The sequence below is a fragment of the Staphylococcus pseudoxylosus genome, from assembly GCF_003697915.1.
Classification (GTDB): domain Bacteria; phylum Bacillota; class Bacilli; order Staphylococcales; family Staphylococcaceae; genus Staphylococcus; species Staphylococcus pseudoxylosus.
The window spans coordinates 62830-89635 of the sequence record NZ_RCVN01000008.1 but is presented as its reverse complement, the minus strand read 5'-3'; the positions used below and the strand labels follow the sequence as shown (position 1 = coordinate 89635).

Annotated in this window: 23 protein-coding genes and 1 pseudogene; 8 read left to right on the top strand and 16 right to left on the bottom strand. The window is 32.5% G+C overall.

Annotated features, from left to right (window positions below):
• The first annotated feature begins 238 nt into the window (after positions 1-238).
• A complete protein-coding gene (gene rnhC, locus D9V42_RS08600; protein WP_122064446.1) occupies positions 239-1168 on the top strand; it encodes a ribonuclease HIII in 930 nt (309 codons plus the stop codon).
• Between the two features lie 311 nt (positions 1169-1479).
• Here rnhC and pheT read toward each other — a convergent pair whose 3' ends face one another.
• The 6 genes from pheT to D9V42_RS08570 form a co-directional block, all read right to left on the bottom strand.
• Positions 1480-3882 (bottom strand): phenylalanine--tRNA ligase subunit beta, encoded by a 2403-nt coding sequence (gene pheT, locus D9V42_RS08595; RefSeq protein WP_122064444.1) that lies wholly within the window; start codon positions 3880-3882, stop codon positions 1480-1482.
• Positions 3882-4940, bottom strand: coding sequence for a phenylalanine--tRNA ligase subunit alpha (gene pheS / locus D9V42_RS08590; RefSeq protein WP_017724184.1), 1059 nt, complete (start codon positions 4938-4940; stop codon positions 3882-3884). Before pheS ends, pheT begins: the two co-directional genes overlap by 1 nt.
• A 329-nt stretch (positions 4941-5269) precedes the next feature.
• Positions 5270-6010: a TrmH family RNA methyltransferase gene (locus tag D9V42_RS08585; protein ID WP_122064442.1), complete on the bottom strand. Its 741-nt coding sequence runs from the start codon at positions 6008-6010 to the stop codon at positions 5270-5272.
• 26 nt (positions 6011-6036) lie between these two features.
• Complete coding sequence (locus D9V42_RS08580; protein WP_233665374.1) at positions 6037-6981, bottom strand: M23 family metallopeptidase; 945 nt, start codon at positions 6979-6981, stop codon at positions 6037-6039.
• Between the two features lie 129 nt (positions 6982-7110).
• On the bottom strand, positions 7111-7284 hold the full coding sequence (gene rpmF, locus D9V42_RS08575; RefSeq protein ID WP_017724181.1) for a 50S ribosomal protein L32: 174 nt from the start codon (positions 7282-7284) through the stop codon (positions 7111-7113).
• 80 nt (positions 7285-7364) lie between these two features.
• On the bottom strand, positions 7365-7913 hold the full coding sequence (locus tag D9V42_RS08570; protein WP_017724180.1) for a YceD family protein: 549 nt from the start codon (positions 7911-7913) through the stop codon (positions 7365-7367).
• Positions 7914-8039: 126 nt separating this feature from the next.
• Here D9V42_RS08570 and D9V42_RS08565 point away from each other — a divergent pair, with 126 nt between their 5' ends.
• On the top strand, positions 8040-9173 hold the full coding sequence (locus D9V42_RS08565; RefSeq protein WP_122064440.1) for a nucleotidyltransferase: 1134 nt from the start codon (positions 8040-8042) through the stop codon (positions 9171-9173).
• A gap of 118 nt (positions 9174-9291) precedes the next feature.
• Here D9V42_RS08565 and coaD read toward each other — a convergent pair whose 3' ends face one another.
• Positions 9292-9777 (bottom strand): pantetheine-phosphate adenylyltransferase, encoded by a 486-nt coding sequence (coaD, locus tag D9V42_RS08560; protein WP_107529717.1) that lies wholly within the window; start codon positions 9775-9777, stop codon positions 9292-9294.
• Position 9778: 1 nt separating this feature from the next.
• On the bottom strand, positions 9779-10321 hold the full coding sequence (gene rsmD / locus D9V42_RS08555) for a 16S rRNA (guanine(966)-N(2))-methyltransferase RsmD (RefSeq protein ID WP_107555868.1): 543 nt from the start codon (positions 10319-10321) through the stop codon (positions 9779-9781).
• 72 nt (positions 10322-10393) lie between these two features.
• Between rsmD and D9V42_RS08550 the strand changes: the two genes are divergently transcribed.
• Positions 10394-10783 (top strand): DUF7147 family protein, encoded by a 390-nt coding sequence (locus tag D9V42_RS08550; RefSeq protein ID WP_107529719.1) that lies wholly within the window; start codon positions 10394-10396, stop codon positions 10781-10783.
• Between the two features lie 119 nt (positions 10784-10902).
• On the opposite strand, the gene D9V42_RS08545 is transcribed toward D9V42_RS08550, so the two are convergent.
• Entirely contained in the window at positions 10903-11154 is a 252-nt protein-coding gene (locus tag D9V42_RS08545) for a YlbG family protein (RefSeq protein ID WP_107555870.1), read from the bottom strand.
• 184 nt (positions 11155-11338) lie between these two features.
• On the opposite strand from D9V42_RS08545, the gene D9V42_RS08540 reads away from it, so the two are divergent.
• Positions 11339-12205 (top strand): glycerophosphodiester phosphodiesterase family protein, encoded by an 867-nt coding sequence (locus D9V42_RS08540; protein WP_244204783.1) that lies wholly within the window; start codon positions 11339-11341, stop codon positions 12203-12205.
• 59 nt (positions 12206-12264) lie between these two features.
• Here the strand turns inward: D9V42_RS08540 and D9V42_RS08535 are convergent, their stop codons facing one another.
• The gene (locus tag D9V42_RS08535) at positions 12265-12699 is read right to left on the bottom strand and encodes a YlbF/YmcA family competence regulator (RefSeq protein ID WP_122064436.1); all 435 of its coding nucleotides are present in this window, start codon (positions 12697-12699) and stop codon (positions 12265-12267) included.
• A 17-nt stretch (positions 12700-12716) separates the two neighbouring features.
• Positions 12717-13766 carry a CAP-associated domain-containing protein gene (locus D9V42_RS08530; RefSeq protein ID WP_122064434.1) on the bottom strand — a complete coding sequence of 350 codons (1050 nt, stop codon included), beginning with the start codon at positions 13764-13766 and terminating at the stop codon, positions 12717-12719.
• Between the two features lie 187 nt (positions 13767-13953).
• Here D9V42_RS08530 and D9V42_RS08525 point away from each other — a divergent pair.
• Positions 13954-16211, top strand: a pseudogene (locus D9V42_RS08525) (ATP-binding cassette domain-containing protein).
• Positions 16212-16594: 383 nt separating this feature from the next.
• Here D9V42_RS08525 and D9V42_RS08520 read toward each other — a convergent pair.
• Both D9V42_RS08520 and cyoE read right to left on the bottom strand, forming a co-directional pair.
• Positions 16595-17056, bottom strand: a complete 462-nt coding sequence (locus D9V42_RS08520; RefSeq protein ID WP_039066909.1) for a DUF420 domain-containing protein — start codon at positions 17054-17056, stop codon at positions 16595-16597.
• Positions 17057-17080: 24 nt separating this feature from the next.
• Positions 17081-17992 carry a heme o synthase gene (cyoE, locus tag D9V42_RS08515; RefSeq protein ID WP_017724168.1) on the bottom strand — a complete coding sequence of 304 codons (912 nt, stop codon included), beginning with the start codon at positions 17990-17992 and terminating at the stop codon, positions 17081-17083.
• A gap of 286 nt (positions 17993-18278) precedes the next feature.
• Here cyoE and D9V42_RS08510 point away from each other — a divergent pair, with 286 nt between their 5' ends.
• Entirely contained in the window at positions 18279-19187 is a 909-nt protein-coding gene (locus D9V42_RS08510) for a COX15/CtaA family protein (RefSeq protein WP_122064432.1), read from the top strand.
• Positions 19188-19852: 665 nt separating this feature from the next.
• On the opposite strand, the gene D9V42_RS08505 is transcribed toward D9V42_RS08510, so the two are convergent.
• From D9V42_RS08505 to D9V42_RS08495, 3 genes are all read right to left on the bottom strand, one after another.
• Positions 19853-23308: a pyruvate carboxylase gene (locus tag D9V42_RS08505; RefSeq protein ID WP_167456099.1), complete on the bottom strand. Its 3456-nt coding sequence runs from the start codon at positions 23306-23308 to the stop codon at positions 19853-19855.
• Between the two features lie 360 nt (positions 23309-23668).
• Entirely contained in the window at positions 23669-24904 is a 1236-nt protein-coding gene (gene ftsW, locus D9V42_RS08500) for a cell division peptidoglycan polymerase FtsW (RefSeq protein ID WP_122064428.1), read from the bottom strand.
• Between the two features lie 370 nt (positions 24905-25274).
• Positions 25275-25550: an Fpa/YlaN family protein gene (locus D9V42_RS08495; protein ID WP_017724164.1), complete on the bottom strand. Its 276-nt coding sequence runs from the start codon at positions 25548-25550 to the stop codon at positions 25275-25277.
• Positions 25551-25899: 349 nt separating this feature from the next.
• On the opposite strand from D9V42_RS08495, the gene D9V42_RS08490 reads away from it, so the two are divergent.
• Positions 25900-26382 carry a hypothetical protein gene (locus tag D9V42_RS08490; protein ID WP_119613209.1) on the top strand — a complete coding sequence of 161 codons (483 nt, stop codon included), beginning with the start codon at positions 25900-25902 and terminating at the stop codon, positions 26380-26382.
• A gap of 1 nt (position 26383) precedes the next feature.
• Positions 26384-26557 (top strand): DUF2197 domain-containing protein, encoded by a 174-nt coding sequence (locus D9V42_RS08485; protein ID WP_017724162.1) that lies wholly within the window; start codon positions 26384-26386, stop codon positions 26555-26557.
• The last annotated feature ends 249 nt before the right edge of the window (positions 26558-26806 follow it).

Genomic DNA, 26806 nt, shown 5'->3' with positions numbered 1-26806 from the left:
GTCATTTAGAATATTTATCACGAACTATTATACACGACATAATATTATTTTGTAAGTGGTGAGATTTGTTATATTAAAAATTCTTGTGATTTATTTTAATTTTGTCTATATTGATAAAAATTTTCTTCAACTTATACATATGTAATCCGTACAATCTGTTCTCAAATTTCACACATGTGATATGATGTTAAATGTCTAAAATTTAATTCAGTTATTTATATAAAGTGAGGTCAATAATATGTCTAATGTTGTACACAAATTAACTAAACAACAGATCGACCAATTAATGTCGAAAATATCTTTTGATACTACAAATGTATCTCAGGGTATGAAAGCTAAAACAAAATATAAAAACACATCTATTTCTGTATATAATTCGAATAAAGTTATGTTTCAAGGTAAAGATGCTGAATCCATCGCATCACAATTATTACCAAATGTCGTTCCAGCTAAGAAAAATTCAGGCAAATCGGCAAATTCACAGCAAACAATACAATATAATCGTTATAATTGTATTGGTAGTGATGAAGCAGGCAGTGGTGACTACTTTGGGCCACTTACGGTATGTGCGGCTTATGTTTCTAAAAAAAATGTGCAAATCTTAAAAACATTAGGTGTAGATGACTCTAAAAGGTTAACCGACGCTAAGATTGTTGAATTAGCAGAACAACTTGTAACTTTCATCCCTCACTCGTTGTTAACAATGAACAATGATAAATATAACGAAAAACAAAAAGCAGGTTGGTCTCAAGTGAAAATGAAAGCCGTTTTACACAATGAAGCTATTAAAAATGTGACGCAAAAAATTGATACAGAAGCATTAGATTATATTGTCATTGACCAATTCGCTGAACCTGGTGTATACAAGCGTTATGCGTTGAGTGAACTACCCTTTAGCAGCAAAACTAAATTCGAAACTAAAGGAGAATCAAAATCCATTGCTATTGCAGCTGCAAGTATCATCTCAAGATACGCATTTGTAAAACATATGGATAATTTATCGCGTTCAGCAAAAATGGAAATTCCTAAAGGTGCAAGTAACAAAGTGGATTTAACCGCCGCTAAATTAATTGAGCGTAAAGGCATAGCCTATCTTGATAGTATTTCAAAAAAACATTTTGCAAATAGGCAAAAGGCTGAAAACTTAGTACAAAAAAAGCATAAATAAGCGTGTATCTCTAACTTCAATACTAACATTTACCATGCTCTTCTATTTGTACTGTAACCTGCACTAAACTGTTTTTCTAGTCACACTGTAAATCCAGTATGTCATAATTAATACATCAAATAATTTTGGTATAAATGTAAAACACACCTCCAAGTTTGAAATTGTAGTGCTCCCCAAAAGTTGGACTAAAAATCTAACTTTTGGGAGCACGTCAAATGGAGGTGTGTTTTTTATTGGTTTGTTTAAATCACTTTCAATTGTATGCCTTACTTTTTATAGCATTAAAAGCATCTATCACAATTTAAATCTGACTATCTGATTGTAGCGCCTTCTGCTTGTAAAGCAGTCAATATTGCTTCATGTACCGCATTTACTTTATCATCCGTAAGCGTATCTTCAGTGTCTAAATATGATAAACGAATTGCTATAGATTTTTCATCTTCAGCGACATGTTCACCTTCATAAACATCAAATACTTCAGCTTCTTGTAATATATCGCCACCGTTTTGCTGAATTGTATTTACTAATTTTGCTGAAGGCATATCACGGTTAATAACTAATGCAATATCTCTTGATACGCCTGGGAATCTAGGTATTGGTTGATAATTAATATAACCTACAGATACTGCCATTAATTCATCATAATTCAACTCGAATACGTAAGTACGTTTTAAATCATTGTCTTTTTCAATTTGTGGATGCAATTCTCCTACAAATCCAATAACTTTTCCATTTAATTTCACGTAAGCCGTTCTACCTGGGTGTAAACCGTTAATTTCACCAGCTTCATATTCAAATTGTATATCTAACTTCTCAGCCACTCGATCTACAATTCCTTTAGCTACGAAAAAGTCGATTTCTTCTTTTTTACCTTGCCAAGCGTTCACAGTGTAATCACCCGTTAAGATACCACTTAAATATTCAACCTCGTCTGGTAATTCACCTTCACCGTTACCAAAGAAGACACGACCAAGCTCATATAAGCGCACTTGGGAATTTTTACGTGCTACATTGTATGCAACAGCATCAATTAAATGTGGAATCAAACTTTGACGCAACGTAGAGTGAGCTTCACTCATTGGCATTAACAACGCGACTGTTTCACGGTTTTGCAATGCAAAGTGATTAGCTCGTTCTTTATCGACAAGTGAATAGTTAATGGCTTGGTTTAAACCTGCACCTTCTAAAGATGCTTTGACAATACGAGACTTAGACTGTCTATCCGTTAACGAACCATGTGTAACATGTTCGAATACTGGTAGTGTTGAAGGAATTTCATCATAACCATATATACGTGCGATTTCTTCAATTAAATCTTCTTTAATTGTGATGTCTTTACGACGTGAAGGCACCATAACAGTTAGTACATCATCAGTGTTCGTTGTTTCAAAACCAAGTTGCACGAAGATAGCTTCAATATCTTTTGCAGCTAGTTCAAAACCGATTGTTTGATTAATTTTTGCTACTGAAATATCAATTGGTGTTACAAACTCGCCTAAATTACCTTCAGCAACACGTCCTTGTGTGACAGTACCACCTGCATATGTTTGAAGTAAATAACAAGCACGATCAACCGCTTCATCTACAAATTCTGTAGCAATTCCTTTTTCAAAACGGCTAGAAGCTTCACTTCTTAAATTCAAACGTCTTGATGTATGGCGAATTGATACTGGATCAAAGATAGCACCTTCAATAACAACATTTGTTGTCGCTTCAGTTACTTCTGAGAAATCTCCACCCATCACACCAGCAATAGCGATTGGTGAATCGCCGTTTGTGATTACGATATCAGACGCTACTAATTTACGTTCTTGATCATCTAATGTTGTTATAACTTCATCTTCTTTTGCTTGACGAACTTCGATTTGTTTAGAACCAATTTGGTCTTTATCAAACATGTGTAATGGTTGACCATATTCGATTAAAACATAATTTGAAATATCAACAACATTATTAATTGGACGAATACCTGCTTTAATCAAACGCATTTGCATCCATTCTGGTGAAGGTTCGATTGTCACATCATTTACAACACGTGCACTATAATAAGGTACCTTATCGCCATTTTGAATGGTTACACTGATTTCATCTTTAGTTTGTTCATCATTCTCATTACTTTGTGTTTCTGGTTTTGTCATTGGCGCGTTATATAATGCCGCTGTCTCATAAGCTGTACCAATCATGCTCAATGCATCAGCTCTATTTGGTGTAAGATCAAATTCCATAACTTGATCATTTAAGTATAATGCACTTAACGCATCAGTTCCTGGAGTTACTTCTGATGAAAATACATAGATACCGTCCTCGAATTGTTTAGGGACTAAGTTAGTTGGTACACCAATTTCTTGAAGTGAACAAATCATGCCTTCTGAACGTTCTCCACGTAATTTTGCACGTTTAATTTTCACTCCACCTGGCAACCTACCTCCTACTGTTGCAACAATAACTGTTTGGCCTGTGTCTACATTAGGTGCGCCACAAACGATTTGGACTGGTTCTGCTTCACCTATATCAACTTGACAAATATTGAGCTTATCAGCGTCAGGGTGCGCTGCTTTTGATTGTACATAACCTACAACTAGGTTTTTAATATCTTTTGTATAATCAATGATATCGTCTACTTCTATACCAGTTCGTGTAATACGTTCAGCAAGTACGTTAACAGGTTGATTAACCTCAACATATGATTCTAACCATTCTTTTGAAATAAACATTATTTTTCACCTCTATCTTCTACTGCTTTAAATTGACTTAAGAAACGTACATCATTGGTATAGAAATGTCTTATATCTTCAATACCATATTTCAACATTGCAATACGGTCTGGCCCCATTCCAAATGCGAAACCAGAATATTTAGTTGAATCAAATCCTGCCATTTCAAGTACGTTAGGATGCACCATTCCAGCTCCTAAAATTTCAATCCAACCAGTGTGTTTACATACATTACAACCTTCTCCTTTACACTTGAAGCAAGATACATCTACTTCGACTGAAGGTTCTGTGAATGGGAAATAGCTAGGGCGTAAACGAATCTCTCTATCTTCACCGAATAATTGTTTTGCCAATAATTCTAATGTCCCTTTTAAGTCACTCATTTTAATATTTTCATCTACAACTAATCCTTCAATTTGTGTAAATTGATGGCTGTGTGTAGCATCATCTGAGTCACGACGATAAACTTTACCCGGACATAAAATTTTAACCGGCCCTTGTCCATTACGCTTTTCCATAGTTCTTGCTTGAACTGGAGATGTGTGTGTACGCATTAATATTTCATCAGTTATGTAAAAACTGTCTTGCATATCCCTAGCTGGATGAGATTTTGGTAAATTTAATGCTTCAAAATTATAATAATCTTGCTCTACTTCAAAACCATCGACAATTTCGTAACCCAGACCTAAAAATAAATCTTCAATTTCTTCGATAGTGCGTGTTAATGGATGCTTTGCACCATTAGCAATTTTACGGCTAGGTAATGTCACATCGATTTGTTCTTCTTTAAGTTGTTGTTCTAATTGTTCGTTTGCTAACAATTCACGGCGTGAGTCAATTTCACCTTCAATTGTCTGTCTCACTTCATTTACTTGTTGACCGTAAGCAGGCTTTTCTTCATTCGGTAAGTCTTTCATATGCTTCATTAAACCAGTAACCGAACCTTTTTTTCCTAAATACTTAACCTTTACATCTTGTAATTCTTTTTCATTTTGAGCTTCATTGATATCGACTAATGCTTGTTGTTTTATTTCTGACATAGCTTCTGTTTGTGTCATCCTTAGCCCTCCTATTTTTAAAATATGATCGAGTTATTTAAATTAAAAAACACAAAAAAGACTTTCATCCCTTGAAACTGGGACGAAAGCCTTCCGTGGTACCACCCAAATTTATGCATAAGCATACACTTGTTGTCATTGATAACGGAAATGATATCCGACTTAAATTTCTTTAAGTAACCAAAAAGGTGAAAAAAACTAAATACAGTGGATTATCTTTCAGTCTTGAACAATCTCCCTTATACATCTGTAGGATATAGTTTACGTCTTTTTATCGGTAATTATTTAAATTTCATTGTCTTTATTATATACGATGATTCACAAAGGGGTCAACCTTTCAAGTGATACATTACGATACTTCCTGCAATAGCAACATTTAAACTTTCAGCCTTACCATAAATTGGAATTATTAAATTTTGCGTTGTTTGTTCTAATAATTTCGAATTTACACCATCGCCTTCATTACCTAGTAATAATGCAAAAGCATCTTGACTTGAAACTTGATGGTAATCTACTGCGTTTTCTAATGCTGTACCATATACTTCGCCTTCAAAGTTGTCAATAAACTCACTTAAATCTTTTGTGACAATAGGTAAGTGGAATACACTCCCTTGGCTTGCACGTAATACTTTATCCTGATAAGGATCTGCAGTACCCTTTTCAAGCACTATTAAATCTAATCCTGCAGCGTCTGCAGTACGGATTAAAGTACCTAAGTTGCCTGGATCTTGTATACAATCTATAAGCAACACTTGTTTGGCAGAAGTTATTTCATATTCAGGCTTTTCAATAACAGCGAAAAAACCTTGTGGTGTCACCGTACCCGATAACACTTCCGCAACTTTCAGATTAATTTCAAACACTTCTTGTGCATATTGCTTTAAGTTGTCATCCAATCTTTCTGCATCAACAACATATAATTGTTGAATTATCAAATTGCTTTTATATGCTTCTTCGATTAAGTGGTAGCCTTCAATAAGTGCTAATCCAGTTTTATCTCTTTCGCGTTTCTTTTTTAATTTATTCGCGCTTTTAACTTTACTATTTTGTGCTGAAGTAATCATTTCCATAGCATAGCCTCTTTATCATTTTATTTTCAACCTTTGAATAAGTGTGTAATATTTGTATGAATATTTTTTGCGATTTTAGAAAACGGTTGTTCTTTTTCTATTAATATACTATCACCATTATATGTTATTTCATCTCCTTTAACAGGAGCAATATCATTATGGAATTGGATTTTCAATGTTTGTGTTACTTGCAAGTTTTTATCATTCATTACTTGAAAATGAATATGCGGTTCTGATGAATTGCCGGAATTACCAACATTAGCTATATGTTGACCACGTAATAATTCGTCACCTTTTTCAATTTTAAATGAATGTGGTTTAATGTGTGCAATCAAACTATATTCTTTATGACCATGTTTTATAACTATATAATTACCTTCAGGATGAACTGTATTCATCTCACCCGGTATACTATCTGAAATTCCATCGACAATTTCTTCAACAACACCATTTGCTGGTGCAACAATGGGCAAATCATAAATATGATAATTTTCACATTGATTTGAATCACCATGATATGTGCATCCGTCTTCAACCTTTATAAGGTCCATTGCTAGTCTCTGATTTTTATATTGATAGTGATAATTGATTAACTCATTGTCACCGCCCCAATAGACAAAACATTTGGATTTAATTGGTATTGTGTAATATTGCTTTGATTGTTTCATACCACGTATATGTTTAATCGGTACCAACGTCATCCCAATAATTTCCTGATATTTATTCAGAAATACACTTACACCTGTAGCCATTTTATTATCAAACCAAATGTATTCTTGGTGGCGATTTATATGTAAGTGTCTATATAAATGATTCTGACCTCTAATGGCGTTATAATGACTTAATATTTGTTCCAAGTCCTTTATAGATGTGACATCTTGAAAATATTCACTAAAGTGATCATATAGCCATTGAACTTCATTGTTTTCTATTTTATTTATAATAATTTGCGCATTTATCGTTTCCATCATTTTTACACAACCCATCAGTTGATAATAAAAGAATTCTACCTCTAAAATAAAAAATCGTCCAAAAATTATCAAGTGAATAATTAATGAACGATTCGATTAGGTTATAACATAACCTTTAAATTATTGAAATTATTTTGATACAACTTCTTCGCCATTGTATGAACCACAGTTCTTACATACACGGTGAGATAATTTGTATTCTCCACAATTTGGGCATTCTGTCATACCAGGTACTGAAATTTTTAAATGCGTACGACGTTTATTTTTTCTTGTTTTTGACGTTCTTCTTTTTGGTACTGCCATGATAATCCTCCTTATATTCAAACACTAAATAGATATTTTTAGATTCAATAATCCATTATACTATAGATTAGTTAAATCCGCTATTGCTCTTCGTCATATAATTGTTGTAGTTTTTGAAGCCTAGGATCGATTTGCTCTGATTCGGAAGATTCCTTCTCTTGTGCAAGTTCAATCGCTTGTTCTTCGTCAATAACTTCCCAACCATTACCTTCTCGTAACATCTGATCGCTTTCATTTGAAAAAGCACGCATTGGCTTTTCAATAATAACTAATTCTTCAGCAATATCCTTTAGATTTATCATACCGTCTGTTGCATCATGGTAATGTTCATCATCTTCTTCATCGTTGCCATACTGCTCATATCCCTCTAAATCAAAAATCTCTTGAGATTTAATATCTAAAGGAACTTCAACTGGAACCAATGTACGTGCACACGCCATTGTGTATGTTCCTGTTATATGCATATCTGCAATGACTTCATTTGATCTGACGGTTAATTCACCCTCAACATCAATATCAGATAGATCTATTAAATCTAATGATTTTACTAAATGATCAAAATTAACCGTTTGATGGAACTCAAATGGTTTATCTTGGAATTTTCTTAATTGTGTTATTGACCATTTCATATGGCTTCACCTCTATCAAGCACAAAATTTATTTTAACTTTATAGACATAAGTTGTCAAGATTTTTTCTTAACACAATTATATCTGTTACAATAACTATAATGAATTCTGAAAGGAAGAATTGCAAATGAAAAGTGTTGCACTAGTCACTGAATATAATCCTTTCCACAATGGTCACTTATATCATGCTCAGCAATCAAAGTCAATAACCGGCTCTGAAGTTTCTGTCGCAATAATGAGTGGAAGCTTTGTGATGAGAGGACAACCAGCAATTTATAATAAATTTAAACGCACGCGTATGGCATTAAGTGCGGTCGACTTAGTAATTGAACTTCCGATCTTTGCATCGTTATCGGCAGGACAATATTTTGCTGAATTAGCCGTAAAAGTTGCTGATTATTTAAATATTGATCATTTATCTTTTGGTAGTGAGTCTGGAAACATTGATGCTTTTCTAACATTAGCAGAAGACATCTCAAATGCAGAACAATCCATACAATTTGCCGAAAAAACAAAAGAAGGTAAGAGTTATCCTAGAATACTAAGTGAACTCATAACTAACAATGAATTACTATCTTCACCCAATAACACATTAGGTATTTCTTATATCAGAGCAATTCAAAAATGGGCGCCAACCATACAACCATGGACTATATCACGTTTACAAAGTGCACATCATGACAAAGAAATAGCGAACTTAGGTTTTGCGAGCGGTACTTCAATTCGCAAATCACTTCAAAATGCTAATACACAATGGAAGCAAGTAGTTCCTGAGTCTGTTCACCCCTACTATACTGTCCCAAATGTTTCAGTTGATGACACATTTCACTATTTAAAATACGCAATATTAAGCCAAGATACAGATGACTTAAACCAAATCTATACCATGAGTGAAGGATTCGAAAATCGAGTCATTCAATTTATTGACCAAGCAGAGAATTTCGAACAGTTGATGACACTATTAAAAACGAAACGATTTACCTATACACATATTCAACGATTATTAATGAATATTTTATTGAATTTCAAACAACAACAAAAGCCTGAAGCAATACATGCTGTTAGGGTCTTAGGCATGACTCAAAAAGGACAGCAATATTTAAAAGAATTGAAACGTGTTTTCCCTGAACGCAATTATATTACTCAAGTCAATAAACAAAATGCACATTTTTTCAAACATGAAATACAAGCAACAAAAATTTATAACCTTATTTCAGGTGAAACTGCCAATGACTTCAATACACATGTCATACGTGTTTAAAGTATATCTGTATAACATAAACGCATATACTTTGTTAACCTTACTATTTGTTTATAAATCCAAAAAGAGTGGTTCAATAATCAAAATCTCTAATTAGATTATTGAACCACTCTTTTTGTTATTTCTTGAATTTTTCATTTAAAGCTTTTTCAACATGTACAGGTACAAAATCTGACACATTAGCTTTATATGCTGCTACTTCTTTTACGACACTGGAACTTATAAAAGAATAATTTGTACTTGTCATCATATACATTGTTTCTACATTGCTGTTAAGTTTTTTATTCATAGATGTTAGTCTTAACTCATATTCAAAGTCACTCACAGCTCTTAATCCTCTGATTATTGTTTGTGCGCCGATTTCGTCACAAAAATCAACCAATAACCCATTAAAATGATGTACTGTCACATTATTTAAATGTTTTACTGATTCCTCAATTAACGCAATACGTTCTTCAATAGAAAAAGTACCTGCTTTGTTACTGTTTTTCAAAACACAAATGTGTAACTCATCAAAGCGATCCGCACTTCTATCTATAATATCAATATGCCCATATGTAATTGGATCAAAACTCCCTGGAATGACTGCTTTAGTTGTAGACATTTTAATCTCCTTTTTCTAATAACAAAGTATCTGTCAATCCATAATGATAGCGTTTTATCACATGGAATGGCTCAGTTTTTATTTTCTCGTGATGATGGAACTCACAAACGATAATACCATTTTCTTTTAACAAATTAAACTTTGCGATACCTTCAAGTGCTTCATCTATCAAACCTTTTTCATAAGGAGGATCCAAAAATATCACATCAAATTGTATATCTCGTTTGGATAATGCTTTTAACGCGCGGTCGGCACTGTTTTTATATACTTCTGCTTGCGCTTCAATATTTAATGTTTTTAAATTTGCTTTAATCACTTTCACAGCTTTAAAATTTTGATCGACAAAAATCATTTGATCCATACCACGTGACAACGCTTCGATTCCTAAAGCACCGCTTCCAGCAAATAAATCCAAACCTATACCTGAAACTTCATGCAAACTATTAAAGATACCTTCTTTAACTTTATCCATTGTTGGTCTCGTATTGCGCCCTTCCATACTCTCTAACGCTTTACTTTTATGTACACCAGATATTACTCTCATATAATAGACACTTCCATTCTTAAAATAAATTTTATATAATGCTTAATGCACAATTAAGGAGGAACAATATTAATGAAACAATCATTTATAAAATTAGGTGAGGGCCTAACAGATTTGTTTGAGTTTAATACATTAATCGAATACAATTTCGAAAGAATCGATCACCTTGTTTATTTCCATTCACCTAAATCTGAAAATCAACGTTCATCTGTCGCTCTAATTATGAAACCAACTAGTGGACAGCATTTTCAAGCAATGTATATTATGCTTAACGCACTTAATTATCCATATCCAAATTCAAACAAAAAATTTGAAATGATTAACGATCAAGCAGCTAAATATAATATAGACGTAAAAGCCATTGAAGTTCAACCACTCGAATTATTCCACGAAACTGAGCTATATTTCAATTATTTAACTAGTGTCTTAAGATTACAAAGATGGATACCACCTTTACAATAAAGAAAAAACAAGCCACATTAGACATATGTTGTACTATTGTGGCTTCCATATATTCATCCGTTGATGAAACTATTATTTATACACTATTACTGTGTAAAAAGTTGTGACCTATAGAAAACTTACATGATTTCATGTTGCTCTTTCTCATAAGTTTTCTTCAAATACTTATAAGGTGAACCTTCTACATGTTTTACATATTTAAGTTTCATCAATTTGTTAACAATATCATCCGCTTCTGTCTCATTAATATACATAACTACAAAACGACCTTGTCTATTTGTACTTACAATATGACCAAATTTTCTTATCTGTCTTTCGTGTTTCATGTGTTTCAAATATATAATCAAACTTGTTCTAGGTATCATATTCATATGCTTATCACTCCAATTATTAGCCATTATATAATATCATGTCTTTTTCAATTTATAAATAACAATTATTTTGAACTCTCCTGTACTTTTGCTATATTACTTTATATACACAACTTGAGGAGGAATGTTCGTGACAAAATTCAACAAACTAATTAAAGGTGGATTTTTAGGTACTGTAGGTTTAATGGGTAGTATTTTCTTTTTTACTAAATACAACACTAAACCACATAACCAAAGTATACCACCTTTCTTTTCTAAACCTGCACCATATTTTTTTGCACATCGCGGTGGTATGGCGGTTAGACCTGAACAAACTAAATTAGCTTTTGATAACGCGGTTGCCCACGAAATAGATGGCTTTGAAACAGATGTTAGATTAACAAAAGATCATGAACTTGTTGTTTTTTATGATAATGATGTCGATCGCACTACAAATGGTTCCGGAAAAATATCAGAACATACGTTAGCAGAACTTAAACAATTGGATGCTGGCTACCACTTTACTGATATTAATGGTGTCCAGCCTTATCGTGGCCATGAAGATGCAAAAATTTTAACATTTGATGAATTATTAAAAACGTATCCAAATCAACTTATAAGTGTTAATTTACAAGATGATCCAAAAAGTGAACAAGGCCAGCTTGCCCCTGAAATCATCTATGAAATTATCGTTGCTAGTAATGCACAACAACGCGTTTTAGTATCAAGTTTCTATAGCAAACAAATTGAGCGCTTTAATATAATAAGTAATGGAACTGTAGCTATTGGTGCAAGTCAAAATGAAGTAGCAGAAGGATTGTTGAAATTTTATACCGGCCTAGGCAACACTTTTCAACCACGTGCTAATACTTTTCAAATGTTTGTATCATTCAAAGGTATAACGTTAACTTCACCTAAGTTTATCAAATGGTTAAATGAGCGTAACATTGTCCCAGGTTATTGTGGCGTAAATAACATCGATTTAATGAACGATTTGGTTTTTCACGGCGCACACACATTAGTAACTGACAGACCTGATTTAGCACAACGATTTAAAAATACTTATCATTAAAATTAAAAAGCAGGGCAACGATACCAAAATATATTTTTGATTTCGTTGCCCTGTTTTATTTATAATGAACAGCTACATGATCCACCTGTTGCACAACCACCTGCGTCTTTTTGAAAAAATGGGTTACCTGCTTCAATTTTTACATTTTCAGAAACAGCATATGCAATTTTCACAATCACTTGATCAATCAATTCTTGTAATGCGACTTCTTTTTGTTTGTGATCCATAACGACTGGTAACATTTCATAAGCTCTTTTACGTTTACGCGTATCTAACATCACGTTCTGATAATCTGGGTGGTACTTACCAAAACGCATAATTTCATCATATTTATCTTTTGACTTTAAAAAAGCTTGATACAAGAGATGTGCTTCGTCATTATCAGCAAGTGCTTGTTCTGCTTCTCTATATGCTTGATACAAACGAGATTCTAAAATTTTATCGCTTAAGGCTTCTATTTCGTCGAGTACGGTCAGCGTTTCTTCAGTTATCATAATCAACTAACTCCTATCTATTTATCTTCTACAAAAATAAGCGTATAGTAACCGTTCGTTACTTCCCCACCCATTTCATTATATTTTGAGTTCAACATTCTAGATCTATGAATATCCGAATTTAACCAACTATGAATAAGTGTTGGCACTTCGTTGAAATCATAACCCACGTTTTGACTCGTTGATACAAATGGTATCTCTTGCTCATTTAATTGCTGTTTTAGAGCATCTTCAGTAAATTCAACACTATCAGTCCCAATTGCTTCATACAAGTTAAATGATGCAATATGTGCTAAATCATTATTTATACGCAAAGGTTTAGCATCTTTTAATTTTCTCATTTCATTAGTAATTTCATATAATGTCATCAATTGATTTGCATTTTGCTCATATGGTAAGTCTTTTTGTTTACGCGCAACTTCTCCATCTTCTTCGTCACTTAACATTTGATAAGGTTTAAACGCTGCTAATGCGTCGCTATCTAAATATCTTACTGCAACAATTTTATTAGCTTGTTGATCAATATAGATTTGAGCATAAATGTCTTTAAATTTTATAAGTGTTTGCGTTTTCATATCTGAATCAGAAATTTCTAACTCATATTTTTTCCCATTTGCATTGATTGTTGGTTCTGGATTTATGCTGAATTTCTCAAATACATTTGAGGCATTATCAGATATTTTAACTGGATTTACTTTTGCTTCTTTTCCAGTAGCATATACAGATTTAATTATATTATTTTTAGTTGTAACTAAATAATATTGATCCTTTTCTTTGAATACATAATTTTTAAAATCACCTTTATATGAATACACTCTTTCAGCTTGTCCATATGTATCTGTAAGTTTTTTTAGATTTTGGCCAATCCAAGTTCCTATCCCTTCCTTAGGCATTGGATTTTCAACATTTTTCTCGTTTTCTTGAAAGTCTTTTTTTTGAGTTGTTTTTGTCGAATTTTTATTTGGATTTTCCAAAACGTCAAACTTCAAACGTGGCGAGTAAAAAAGATATATCAAGAAAGAAATCAATAATAGTACACCAATAACTTTTATTATTAGTTTTTTCATCACTCACCCACCTATAGTTATCTTTTGTTTATTGTACATGTTTCAATATATCACAAGCAAGGTATGTCATTATATAATGACGAATTATTAAAATATATGCGTTTTCCTAATAGCATATATTTTCCTAACCAATTTAAGTATTACACAACGATTTAAGGGTATACTGTCTTATAAGAGGTGAATGACAATGTCAATGATTCGCGTACATGGCGCTAAACAAAATAACTTAAAAAAACATTTCAATCGATATACCTAAACATCAAATAACCGTATTTACAGGGCGTTCTGGATCTGGAAAATCTTCTTTGGTTTTTAGTACGATTGCTGCAGAATCTGAACGTTTATTAAACGAAACTTATTCAACATACATACAACATCAGTTGGCTCAATTTTCAAAACCCAATGTAGATTTAATTGATCATTTACCAGTAGCAATGATTATTAACCAAAAAAGATTAGGTGGTAATTCACGTTCTACAGTAGGTACAATTTCAGATATTTATGCCTCTGTCAGATTACTATGGTCACGTATTGGAGTACCATTTGTTGGTTACTCAGACATATTTTCCTTTAATAACCCTAAGGGTATGTGTCCTGAATGTTCAGGCTTAGGTTATGTAGAAGATATCGATTTAGACGAATTGTTAAATTATGATAAATCACTCAACGAAGATGCAATTCAATTCCCATCATTCAGACCGGATAGTTGGCGTGGTAAGCGCTATTTATATTCAGGGCTTTTTGATAATGATAAAAAATTAAAAGATTATTCTGAAGATGAATTCAATACTTTACTTTATACAAAACCAACTAAATTAAAAAACCCTCCAGAGAATTGGCCGAAAACAGCAAAATTTGAAGGCTTAATCCATCGGTTTAGGCGCTCTTTCCTACTAAATGATAACTTTGAAAAAAATAGATTTAAAGAAGCTATCGATCGCGTAGTCACATCTAAAAAATGTCCAACATGTCTCGGTAAAAGACTTAATCCAGATGTATTACAATGTAAAATTAATGATTTAGACATTGCAGACTTTACTAATTTATCCATAGACGAAGCATTAAATTTCATAAGACGTATCAATTCACCAAAAGCAAAAGTTATCATCGAACCATTGCAACAACAGCTATCTTCTTTAAGCTATATTGGATTAAATTATTTAACGCTTTCCCGAGAAACAACTACATTATCCGGCGGTGAATCACAGCGTATTAAATTAATAAGACACCTAAATAGTGCACTAAGCGATCTCGTCTATATTATAGATGAACCAAGTATCGGGTTACATCCTGATGATATACAACGAATTAACGAAATCATTCAATCATTAAAAGATAAAGGCAACACAGTTTTAGTAATTGAACATGATCCTGACGTTATAAGCATAGCTGATCACATCATTGATTTAGGTCCTCTAGCTGGTAAAAACGGAGGAGAAGTTACTTTTACAGGAAGTTACAAAACTTTGTTGAAATCATCTACACGTACAGGTTTAGCCTTACGGAAACAACATAAGTTAAAACCAAATCCTAGAACACCTCATGATTTTATCTACTTAGAACACATTGATAAAAATAATTTAAAAGACGTTTCTGTTAAATTGCCTAAACAGACAATGACTGTTGTTACAGGTGTTGCTGGTTCTGGAAAAGTTCACTGATACACGCAGGTTTAAAGCAAGAACCTAATACAATTTTTATAGATCAAAAACCCGTACATGCATCAAGTCGCTCAAATTTACTCACTTATTTAAATATATTTGATGATGTAAGAACTTATTTTAGTGAAGAAACTCATTTAAAAAAAGCCATGTTCAGCTACAACTCCGAAGGTGCATGCCCTGAATGTCATGGTAAAGGTATCATCAAACAGAATTAGCCTTTATGCCAGACTTTACTCAAACTTGTGATTTGTGTCATGGAAAGTGTTATAAACCTGAAGTATTAAATGCAAAAATAGAAGGATATAATATTGCAGATATTTTAGCATTAACAGTAGATGAAGCAATTTCATTTTTTCAAGAAAAGAAAAATATTGCTCAGCATTTAGAAGCGTTAAAATCTACTGGCCTGGATTATATGACTTTAGGACAAACGCTCGACACATTATCTGGCGGTGAAATACAACGCGTTAAACTTAGTAAATATTTAACACAAACTGTCCACCAACATATTTTCGTATTTGATGAACCAACTACAGGATTACATGAAGATGATATCCCTATTTTATTAGACTGTTTTGAAAGTCTAATAAATGATAAAAACACAGTAGTTATTATCGAACATAACTTAACTATGATGACTCATGCTGACTGGATTATTAATATCGGTCCATTTGCCGGAGAAAAAGGTGGCAGGCTACTTTATCAAGGAACACCTCAAGTATTGTTGGCTGTAGCTGATTCTGTAACGGCTAAACATTTACAAAGATATATCGGAAACTAGCAATATACTATATCAATGACCAAGTGGTAACAGGAGTATATCAGTAGTTAGTATTAGATAAATTGAGTTATATAACAAATTCATTTAAATCAAAACTGTTTCCCACTCTGCTCTTTTATTTAAATAGTACTATCTACCACTCTTATAAATTATAATTAAAAAAATAGCTACGAAGCAATCTACCACGCTGGATAGATAGCTTCATAGCTATTTTTAATGAGTTGCTTATAAGTATTACTTATCGAATTAGTAAATACATTTTATGTTTGCTAATTGTGAATAATGGAAACGGGCTATCGAACCTGTTTATAAAACAAATTCCTGCCCGCTGCCCTTTCCATATTCCCTAGTTCAAATAAAAGACTAACATTTTTCAATGTTAATTATAAACCGAATGTCGCTTTAATTAATGACGTTGTTTCTCCGCCTGGATAAAATACATAAAGTAATAAATACACAGCTACACCTGTTATTGCTGTGAAGAACCAAATTATAGAAGCAATTGGTCCGACAAATCTATGTACTTTGAACTTATCTTTAAAAGCAGTAATAATTTGTAAAAGTCCTAAAACTCCACCAATTGTTGCTAAATTTATGTGGAAGACTAAGAAAATTGTATAATAAAGTTTAACTGAGTCTGGACCACCAAATGCCGTATTACCAATAAAAATAGTCCTTGATGCGTAAATAATAAAGAATGCTAGTGCAAAACCAGCAGCAGCTAACATTACTTTTTTATGGCTTTCAATTTTTCTCAGCCAAATTTTGCGCCAACCTATAGCGACAAGGATTGCACTAATTACAATAAAGCTTGTACTGATTGTAGGTAAGATAGGTAAATTCATATATTACATCCTTATTTATAATTATTAAAACATTTGAATTAATGAGACGACAACGACGAGTACAAAGAAAACCACTAAGTAGTTTAATGAGTATATAAACATTTTTGTTGCCCATTTTGTTTGATCTGAATCCTTTTTAAAGCTTGTTAATCCTAAATATAACCATCCTAAATTTAATAATGTAGCCAACACTATAAATGTTGTCCCTAAACTACTTAATAAGAATGGAAGTGGTAATAAGAATACTAGCCATAAAAACATACTTACTCTCGTACGTTTAAACCCTTTTACTGATGGTAACATTGGAATATTCGCTAATGAATACTCATCTTTACGTTTAATTGCTAAAGCGTAAAAATGGATAGGTTGCCAACAGAAAATCACTAAAAATAGTGCTACTGCTACCAAGCTGATATTTCCTTCAATTGCTGTCCACCCAATTAAAGGCGGTACTGCACCTGGAAAACTACCAATCACTGTATTCCATACCGTATGACGTTTAGACCAAATTGAGTAAAATGATACATAACCCACTATACCTAGCAGTCCGATTACACCTGAAGGTATGTTTAACGCAAATAGTAATGCTTCCCCTATTAGCATCATTCCAAAGCTGAGCATTAATAAATTTCTATTCGAAATTCTGTCATTAACTGTTGGTCTCTGTTGTTTACTTGGCATGATACTGTCAATATCTTGATCGTAGTAATTATTTAAAGCACATGCGCCCCCCATAATTAACGTAGAGCCCACCAACATCATTAAGATTTGTGGTATTGACGAGAGGAAGGAATGATTTGCCAACACAATCGCTAACCATGATCCAGCAAATGCAGGGATCAAATTACCTTGTACCAATCCCATCTTGATAATTTGCTGCAACTCTTTAAAAGTCACACGACTAGAATTATGCGACAAAGTTTGTTCTTTGTTCATAATTTCCCTCCTAATTTTTCCATATAATACAATGATATATTAAATTTGTATCATTGACTACATTTATGTAAACTTATTTGTGACACTTTAACGACATTACTAAAAAGTCATTTTTGTGACACAATTAAAATAGTTTTTATTGTTATAATTATATGTGAGATTTATTAAAATAACTTTAAATGTATCATTACGGAATAAAATAATTACAGTGACAATAACTATATATTGAATAACGATTTGTAATTTAGTTTCTCAACTGTTTTATTTTTATGTGGGGGGTTAATTCTTGTTTAGCAAAAAAAACCTAAAATGGTTATCCGTGTTGGCAGCTGTAATTATGGCTTTTGTTCAATTAGGTGGCGCATTAGTTACTAAAACTGGATCAGCAGATGGATGTGGGTCCGATTGGCCTCTATGTCATGGCGCATTTTTACCTGAGAACTTACCAATACAAACGATTATTGAATTAAGTCATCGTGCTGTTTCCGGCTTATCTTTAATCATTGTCCTCTGGCTAGTCATCGTTGCTTGGAAACACATTGGTTACATTAAAGAAGTTAAACCATTATGTATCATTAGTGTCGGTTTCTTACTAATACAAGCACTTGTAGGTGCTGCAGCAGTGATGTGGCAACAAAATGCTTATGTTTTAGCGCTACATTTTGGGATTTCACTCATTTCATTTTCTTCAGTATTTGTATTAACTTTAATTATTTTTGAAATTGATCGTAAATATGAAGCAGATGAATTATTTATTAGAAAGCCATTGAGAATTTACACATGGATAATGGCAATTATCGTTTATTTAACAATTTATACTGGCGCATTAGTCAGACATAAAGAAGCTAGTTTAGCATATGGTCAATGGCCATTACCTTTTAATGATTTGATGCCTCACAATGTCCAAGATTGGGTAAACCTTACTCACAGAGGCATGGCATTAATCGCTTTTATATGGATAATGATTACATTCATTCATGCAGTAAATAATTACAAAGATAACCGTACAATACGTTACGGCTACACAGCTGCATTTATATTAGTTATCCTGCAAGTAATTACTGGCGCATTATCTATTATTACAGAAGTTAATTTATTTATCGCCTTATTACACGCTTTATTTATTACATTACTCTTTGGTTTAATAGCCTACTTCATTGTGTTGATGTTACGGACGATCAGAAGTGGTGGCTAAGTAAAACATCGAATATGTTATATCAATAAAAAACTGTCAACGAACTTTTTATGTTGTTGACAGTTTTTTTATTGCATATTTTCCTATACACATTCTCTAAATAACCTTTTACATTAGATTCATAATGCAGCCTTGAAAATTTTCTAACAATATTATAATATCCATATTTTTTGAATAATTTCCAATATATTCTAGCTTAATTTAACGTTATTCTACAAGAATATAAAAAGACGTGGTTGAGACATAAATCCCATAAAAATAGCACTCAGATGATTTAATTTGATGTGCACCCCAAAAGTTGGACTAAAAATCTAACTTTTGAGGTTCAGTACAATTCAATTCATCTGAGTGCTTCTTTTTTATTCCATACTTCGTATTGTTGGCTCACTTTTTTAAGGGACAACTTCAGCCTGTAATCTTCAGCTTGTATTGTTACCTCAAGAACCTCTCCAAAATACGGTGCATCCACATGTAATTTCACATTATAATACTTAAAAAATTAAGTCCTTTACGTATAATTTAATAAACACTACTAAACTAAACAATAATGAAAAAGACATTTTCTATATTATTTCAGTAGCAATTGCCTTTTTACACTTGTCCAAGAACTTTATGTCCTAGAGTCGTTCCAATTAAAAATTTTATAATTCATTTGACTATAAAATTTAATCTACAGGCTCTTTTTCAATTTCTATTAATAAATCACCTGTTTCAATTGCTTCGCCACTTTGGACAGTCACTTGCTTCACAACACCGTCGAACGGAGCTTGAATCGTTGTTTCCATCTTCATAGCTTCAGTTATTAATAATGCTTGCCCACTTGTAACTGTTTCGCCTACTGAAGTTTTAACTTCGGTAACAGAACCTGGCATTTGGGCACCGATATGGTTTGGATTTAATTTATCTGCTTTCGGTTTAACACTTTCATTTGCTTTTACATTTTCATCTTGAATGAATATACGTCTCGCTTGTCCATTCATATCATAGAAAATTGTTCGAATTCCTTTTTCATCTGGTTCCGTAATCGTCTTCAATGTAATGATTAGACGTTTACCTGTATCTATTTCTATTTCCACTGTTTCATTTGAACGCATTCCAAAGAAGAATGTAGGTGTATCTAACAGCGATACATTTCCAAACTGTTCTTGCGTAGCAATGAATTGCTCATAAACTTTAGGATATAAGACATAACTTATGATATCTTGTTCTGTTACTTCTCTCTCTTGTTTTTCTTCTAATTCTTCTCTTACCGCTTCAAAATCAACAGGCTCTAAATATTCACCAGGACGATCTGTAATTGCTGCTTGTCCCTTTAGAATTACTTTTTGTAATGCTTTATTAAAGCCATTCACTGGTTGTCCAATATCACCTTTGAAGAATGAAACAACCGATTCAGGGAAATCTAATTTATAACCATCTTTTATCACTGTTTCTTCATCTAGATCATTTTGTACCATATATAACGCCATGTCACCAACAACTTTTGAGGAAGGCGTCACTTTAACAATGTCACCAAACAAGAAGTTTACACGCTGATACATTTCTTTAACTTCATTAAATCTATTACCTAATCCTAAGCTCTTCGCTTGTTGGCTAAGATTTGAGTATTGTCCACCTGGCATTTCGTGTTTATAAATTTCAGTATTTGGTGATTTAATATCACTTTCAAAGTCATTATAATATTGACGTACAGTGCCCCAATAATGTGATAATGCTTCCATTCCATCAACATCGGCACGCATATTTCTGTCAAAGCCATTTAATGCGTAATATAGTGAATTACCACTAGGTTGACTTGTTAAACCACTCATTGAAGCAACAGCTGTGTCAATAACATCTACACCTGCATCTATAGCTTCTTTATAAACTAATAAACCATTACCACTTGTATCATGTGTGTGTAAATGAATTGGTAGGTCGACAGCTGCTTTTAATTCACCAATCAATTCATTTGCTGCTTTAGGTTTCAACAGACCTGCCATATCTTTAATTGCTAATATATGGAAGCCTTCACGTTCAAGTGTTTTAGCCATATTTACGTAATACTCTAATGTATAAATATCCGAGCGATTCGGATTTAGAATATCGCCTGTATAACAAATAGTACCTTCTGATATTTTACCAGCTTTTAATACGGCTTCATTTGCTACTTTCATTTGATCTACCCAGTTTAATGAATCAAAAATTCTGAAGACATCAATACCGGCTTCCGCACTTTCTTTCACAAATTTTTCAATGACATTATCTGGATAGTTCTTATAACCGACAGCATTAGATGCACGAAGTAACATTTGGAATAATACGTTTGGAATTGCTTTTCTAAGTCTTTCTAAGCGTTCCCAAGGGTTCTCTTTCAAGAAGTTATACGCTACATCAAATGTAGCACCTCCCCACATTTCTAAAGAGAAACTATCTTTCATTACTTCTGCTGTTTTCGAAGCAATGTTCATCATATCTTTCGTTCTAACACGTGTTGCTAGTAACGATTGATGCGCATCTCTAAATGTAGTATCGGTTATTAAAACGTCATCTTGCTGTTTTAGCCATTCAGCTACAGCTTTTGGTCCCTTACTATCTAATAGTTGTTTGGTACCTTCTAATGCTGCAACTTCTTTTTTAGAGACTTGTGGTATAGGTGATGTTTCATAAATAGGTTTTGGTCGTTTTTCTACGTTTGGAAAACCATTAATTGACACGTTACCAATATATTCTAATGTTTTTGTACCTCTATCAAGTGTTGGTGCAATATCAAAAAGTTCCGGTGTTTTTTCAATAAATTTAGTTGTGTAATCACCTGTTTTAAATTGTTCGTTTCTCATAACATTAATTAAAAATGGAACATTGGTTTTAACACCACGAATTCTCATTTCTTGTAATGAGCGGTCCATTTTTTCATTCGCTTGTTTGAATGACATTGCATGCGTTGATAATTTCACTAATAAAGAATCATAATAAGGTGATATTTCAGCACCTTGGAATCCATCACCAGCATCTAATCTAACTCCAAAACCACCACTTGAACGATAAGCAATGATTCTACCACTATCAGGCATGAAATCATTTGTCGGATCTTCAGTAGTAATACGACATTGGATCGCATAACCTAGCGTTTGAATATTTTGTTGTTGTGGCATACTGATTGCTTCATCATATAAATTCTCGCCATCAGCAACTAATATTTGTGTCTTAACGATATCTACACCTGTAATCATTTCAGTTATAGTATGTTCAACTTGTACACGTGGATTTACTTCAATGAAATAAAATTCATCGCCAGAAACTAAGAATTCTACAGTACCAGCATTCACATACTCAATATTTTCCATTAATTGAATTGCAGCAGCACATATACGTTCTCTTAATTCATCTTCAAGCGCTACTGAAGGTGCTACTTCAACAACTTTTTGATGACGTCTTTGTACTGAACAATCACGTTCGTATAAATGTACTATATTCCCATGTTCATCACCGATGACTTGAACCTCTATATGTTTGGGATTATCGATATATTTTTCTATATAAACTTCACTATTACCAAAAGATTTTTCAGCTTCAGATTTAGCACGATGGAACGCATCTTCTAGCTCATCTTCAGAACGAACGATACGCATACCTTTACCGCCACCACCGCTAGTCGCTTTAATCATCAATGGATAACCAGCTTCATTCGCAAATGCAATTGCATCTGATTGATTATCTATTGGACCGTCCGTACCTGGTATAACCGTCAGATTTGCATTAATTGCTGTTGCCCTAGCTTTTACTTTATCGCCAAACATATCTAAATGTTCAACACGAGGCCCTATAAACTTAATGCCTTCTTCCTGACATCTTTTTGCAAAAGTTTCATTCTCACTTAAAAAACCATATCCTGGATGAATTGCGTCTACATCTGCTTGTTTAGCAACATCTATGATGCGTTCAATGTCCAAATAAGATTCAGCAGGTCCTAAATCCTCACCTACTAGGTATGATTCATCCGCTTTATATCTATGTAAAGACCCTTTATCTTCATTTGAATAAATAGCAACTGTTTTAACATCTAACTCTGTTGCTGCTCTAAAAATCCTTATTGCAATTTCACCACGATTGGCTACCAAAAGCTTGTTTATTTGTTTCACATCATGGTCCCCCTTAAATTTAGAATTTTCAAAAAAGTTTGATATAAAAATCATTATAGCAAAATCCGAACAATGTAGACAGTAAAAAATATATAGCCATTATTTTAAAACAGCTCAAAATACACATGTCACTCACTGACGAATAGGTAACGACCATCACATTACAAACTACATAAATCCTTGATACCATCACTTTCTTACAAAATTATATCATAAGAATTCCATAATAAAAAGTTATTAATTACGATAACTTTTAGTTATCATAATTATACTTTGATAAAAGTTTTTCAAAATCACTTTAAAAATATAAAAAAATAAGCAAACGTTTTCAATACATTTGTATCAAAACGTTTGCCTTTATTAAGAATATCTGGTCGGGCTAATGTTTGTTCTATTTTTTCTTGTTTTTTTATATTTTGCTTGTTCGATTTTAATTTGTTTTGCTGTTATTAATAATAAGCCCATCGCTATACTTAAACTAATCATCGAAGAACCACCAAAACTGATGAATGGTAAAGGCACACCCGTTAATGGAATCGTTCCAGAAATACCACCTAAATTAACGAAAGTTTGGCTACCGATATAACTTGCTACTCCTACACAAACTAACTTATAAAAATAAGAATTTGTTTTACTTGCGAGTTCAAAAGCTCTATAAACAATAAAAAAGAGTAAACATATAACGAACAAACCACCTAATAAACCTAATTCTTCACAAATAATAGAAAAAATAAAGTCTGTATGTGGTTCAGGTAAATACCCTAATTTCATAATACTATTGCCTAAACCTCTACCTAGTAAGCCACCATTACCAATTGCAATCAACGAATTTGAAATATGGTATCCTGTACCAGATTCTTGACTAAATGGATTCGTTAACGTACTGAATCTTGCTGTTAAATAATCCGGAACCAATCCAACTAGTAAGAACAGCGAACCAATAATTACTACCCCTACTATAATCAACAGCCCGTATTTGATTGATTTTTGAACACCAATACCTGCATAAAATAATATTGCAAAGAAAATAATCATAATAAGTAACGTTTGACCGACGTCTCGTTGCAACAACACAAGGCCTATACATATGCCTGCTAAAACGATAGGATATGTTAGTAATTTAGGTTCTTTGAATACTTTAGGCCGTTTCTTTTCAATCATATAAGGGATATATAAAATGATGCCAATTTTCAATAACTCGGAAGCTTGTAAATTCATAAAGCCTAAATTAATCCAACTTTTTGAACCATTGATATTACTACCAATCAATAACGTCGCAACCAATAATATAACGATGCCAAGCATCATGCCTTTTTGAAACCTGCTTGTTTCAAGAAATTTGACATTCATAAAGAAAGCCATAAAAAATACAATAATCAAACTCATAATTACATACATTAACTGTCTAGTATAAAAGTATGTTCCAGCTACTGATATACCGCCAGTTAATGATCCTTTAGTAGCAGCAACCATACTTGCACTGTAAACCATTACCAAACCTATCAAACATAGTAATAAGTAGGTAATGACTAACGGATAATCAATATATTTTGCATTTCGACCTATATATCGAAAAAATTGTTTCACATTATTCATTTGACATATCATCCAATTCTCATTATTTATTATCACTAACTAAATATTTTGTATTAATTCGACTTATGTTCAATACCTCAGTTGTCTTTAAAAATTTTTCAACGTTATGTAAAATAAATTGTACTTCAAACATTATAACAAACATTCTATCAATTTTTCGAATAAATATAACAAAATATTCTTTTTTAGATACTCATATATTTCACTTTTAAACATGACAAAAGTGGCTAAGATATAATCAACAATTATTGATATCCTAGCCACCCGTAGTATACTTATGTAGTTTGATAATGAACACCATATAAGTTTTTATATTTTTTGAACATGGAAAACAAGTTTCCCAGTTATAAAACTATTTTATTTAACCCAATTAAACATTTGTAAATGCATCATGCAATTTAGAAAGTTCTTTTTCTAATCGAAGCATTAAATCTTTGCCCACTTCTCTATCAACTAAACCAAGTTGTACAGCGAAATCTACTTCTTTTTGTAATCCAAACATTTGTGTATCAAGTACTTCTTCATACAATGGGCATTGAGGTAATGTAAGATTATCCATTTGTACTTTAATAAGTTGGAGAATCCTATCAGCATCTTTATTCAACTGGTCATATGCCACATTACTAATATTTTGATTTTTCACCAAGACATACTCCCCCTATCAATTGTAACTTTATATGACGAGTTTATCTTAATGCATACCAAAAAGCAAGTGAATTCAGGAATATACGTAATACTAGTATTTGTGATAAAATTGTAATTAACAATTATTTATTTTAATTGAATTTATAACGATACTAAGTGTCAGACGAGCAATGCCAATATATAAGCTAATTTTTGTCAGAATATTTTGCTTTAATAATAAGCTATACATTTTATTTCAAACATGTATTTGTTCACAAAAAAGTCAGATTCAATGTAATATATTAATGTTGTGAGTGATTACTTAATAGCGTTTTAATTTAGAAACAAGATATGCAAATAGGAGTGGGATTATGATTCAAATTAAGGGTGAAGTTAAATTTCCAATTACTTTAGATAGTACAACTTGGATTTTTGATGACAGAAAAGTTCAAATAGAAGATTTAGAGCAAGGTATATTCGACGGTACCAAACCAATCAATTTTGATGATAATCGTGAATGGAATAGAGCAATTTTAGAAGGTCAAACTAATCCACCAACGTTAAATTCTGAAATTAAATATAAAAAAAGAGCTGTTTTAGAAAATTCGTTTGTCATTAATATGTCTCCATTTTTCAAAAATGCTGAACCGTTTGATCACGCAAAAACAATTCGTTTATTTAATGATAACGAGTCAATAGAAGTACCTATCGACTTATTACCATATCTTTTTTTCCAATTTGCAAAAGACGGCAAAAAATTATATGACGATTATTCAGTAGATAGTTTTGTATATATTCCAGAAGAAGGTTATTCATACGAATTTAAGTATGTCACTCATATCGAGGTGATTTAATATGAAAAAAGTTCAATGCATAATTTGCGATACTGAAGTATTTATAGATCAAAATACTTTAGAAGCTAAAAGATTACGCAATGATCCAATGCATACTTTTATGTGTGATGAATGTAAAAGTAGACTTGATACACCTAAACAACGTAATCAAATTACTACTTATGATCATCGTTAATATAAATCAGTACCTCCTTTTTTTGCGATGGGATGATTTTAAACTGTCGACAATGTTTCTGACTTTGTAGGCAGTTTTTTTATGCATGCTTTACGTGGACACTGTCTAGCTTGTAGTCTTCGACTAACGCGCTTCACACAGGAGTCGGCTCAAATAACTGACTAAATTACACTAAAAAGATTATAATATATAAATAAGCAAACCTTAGGCGAACGATCACCTAAGGTTTGCTTATTTTCTGAGCCATTA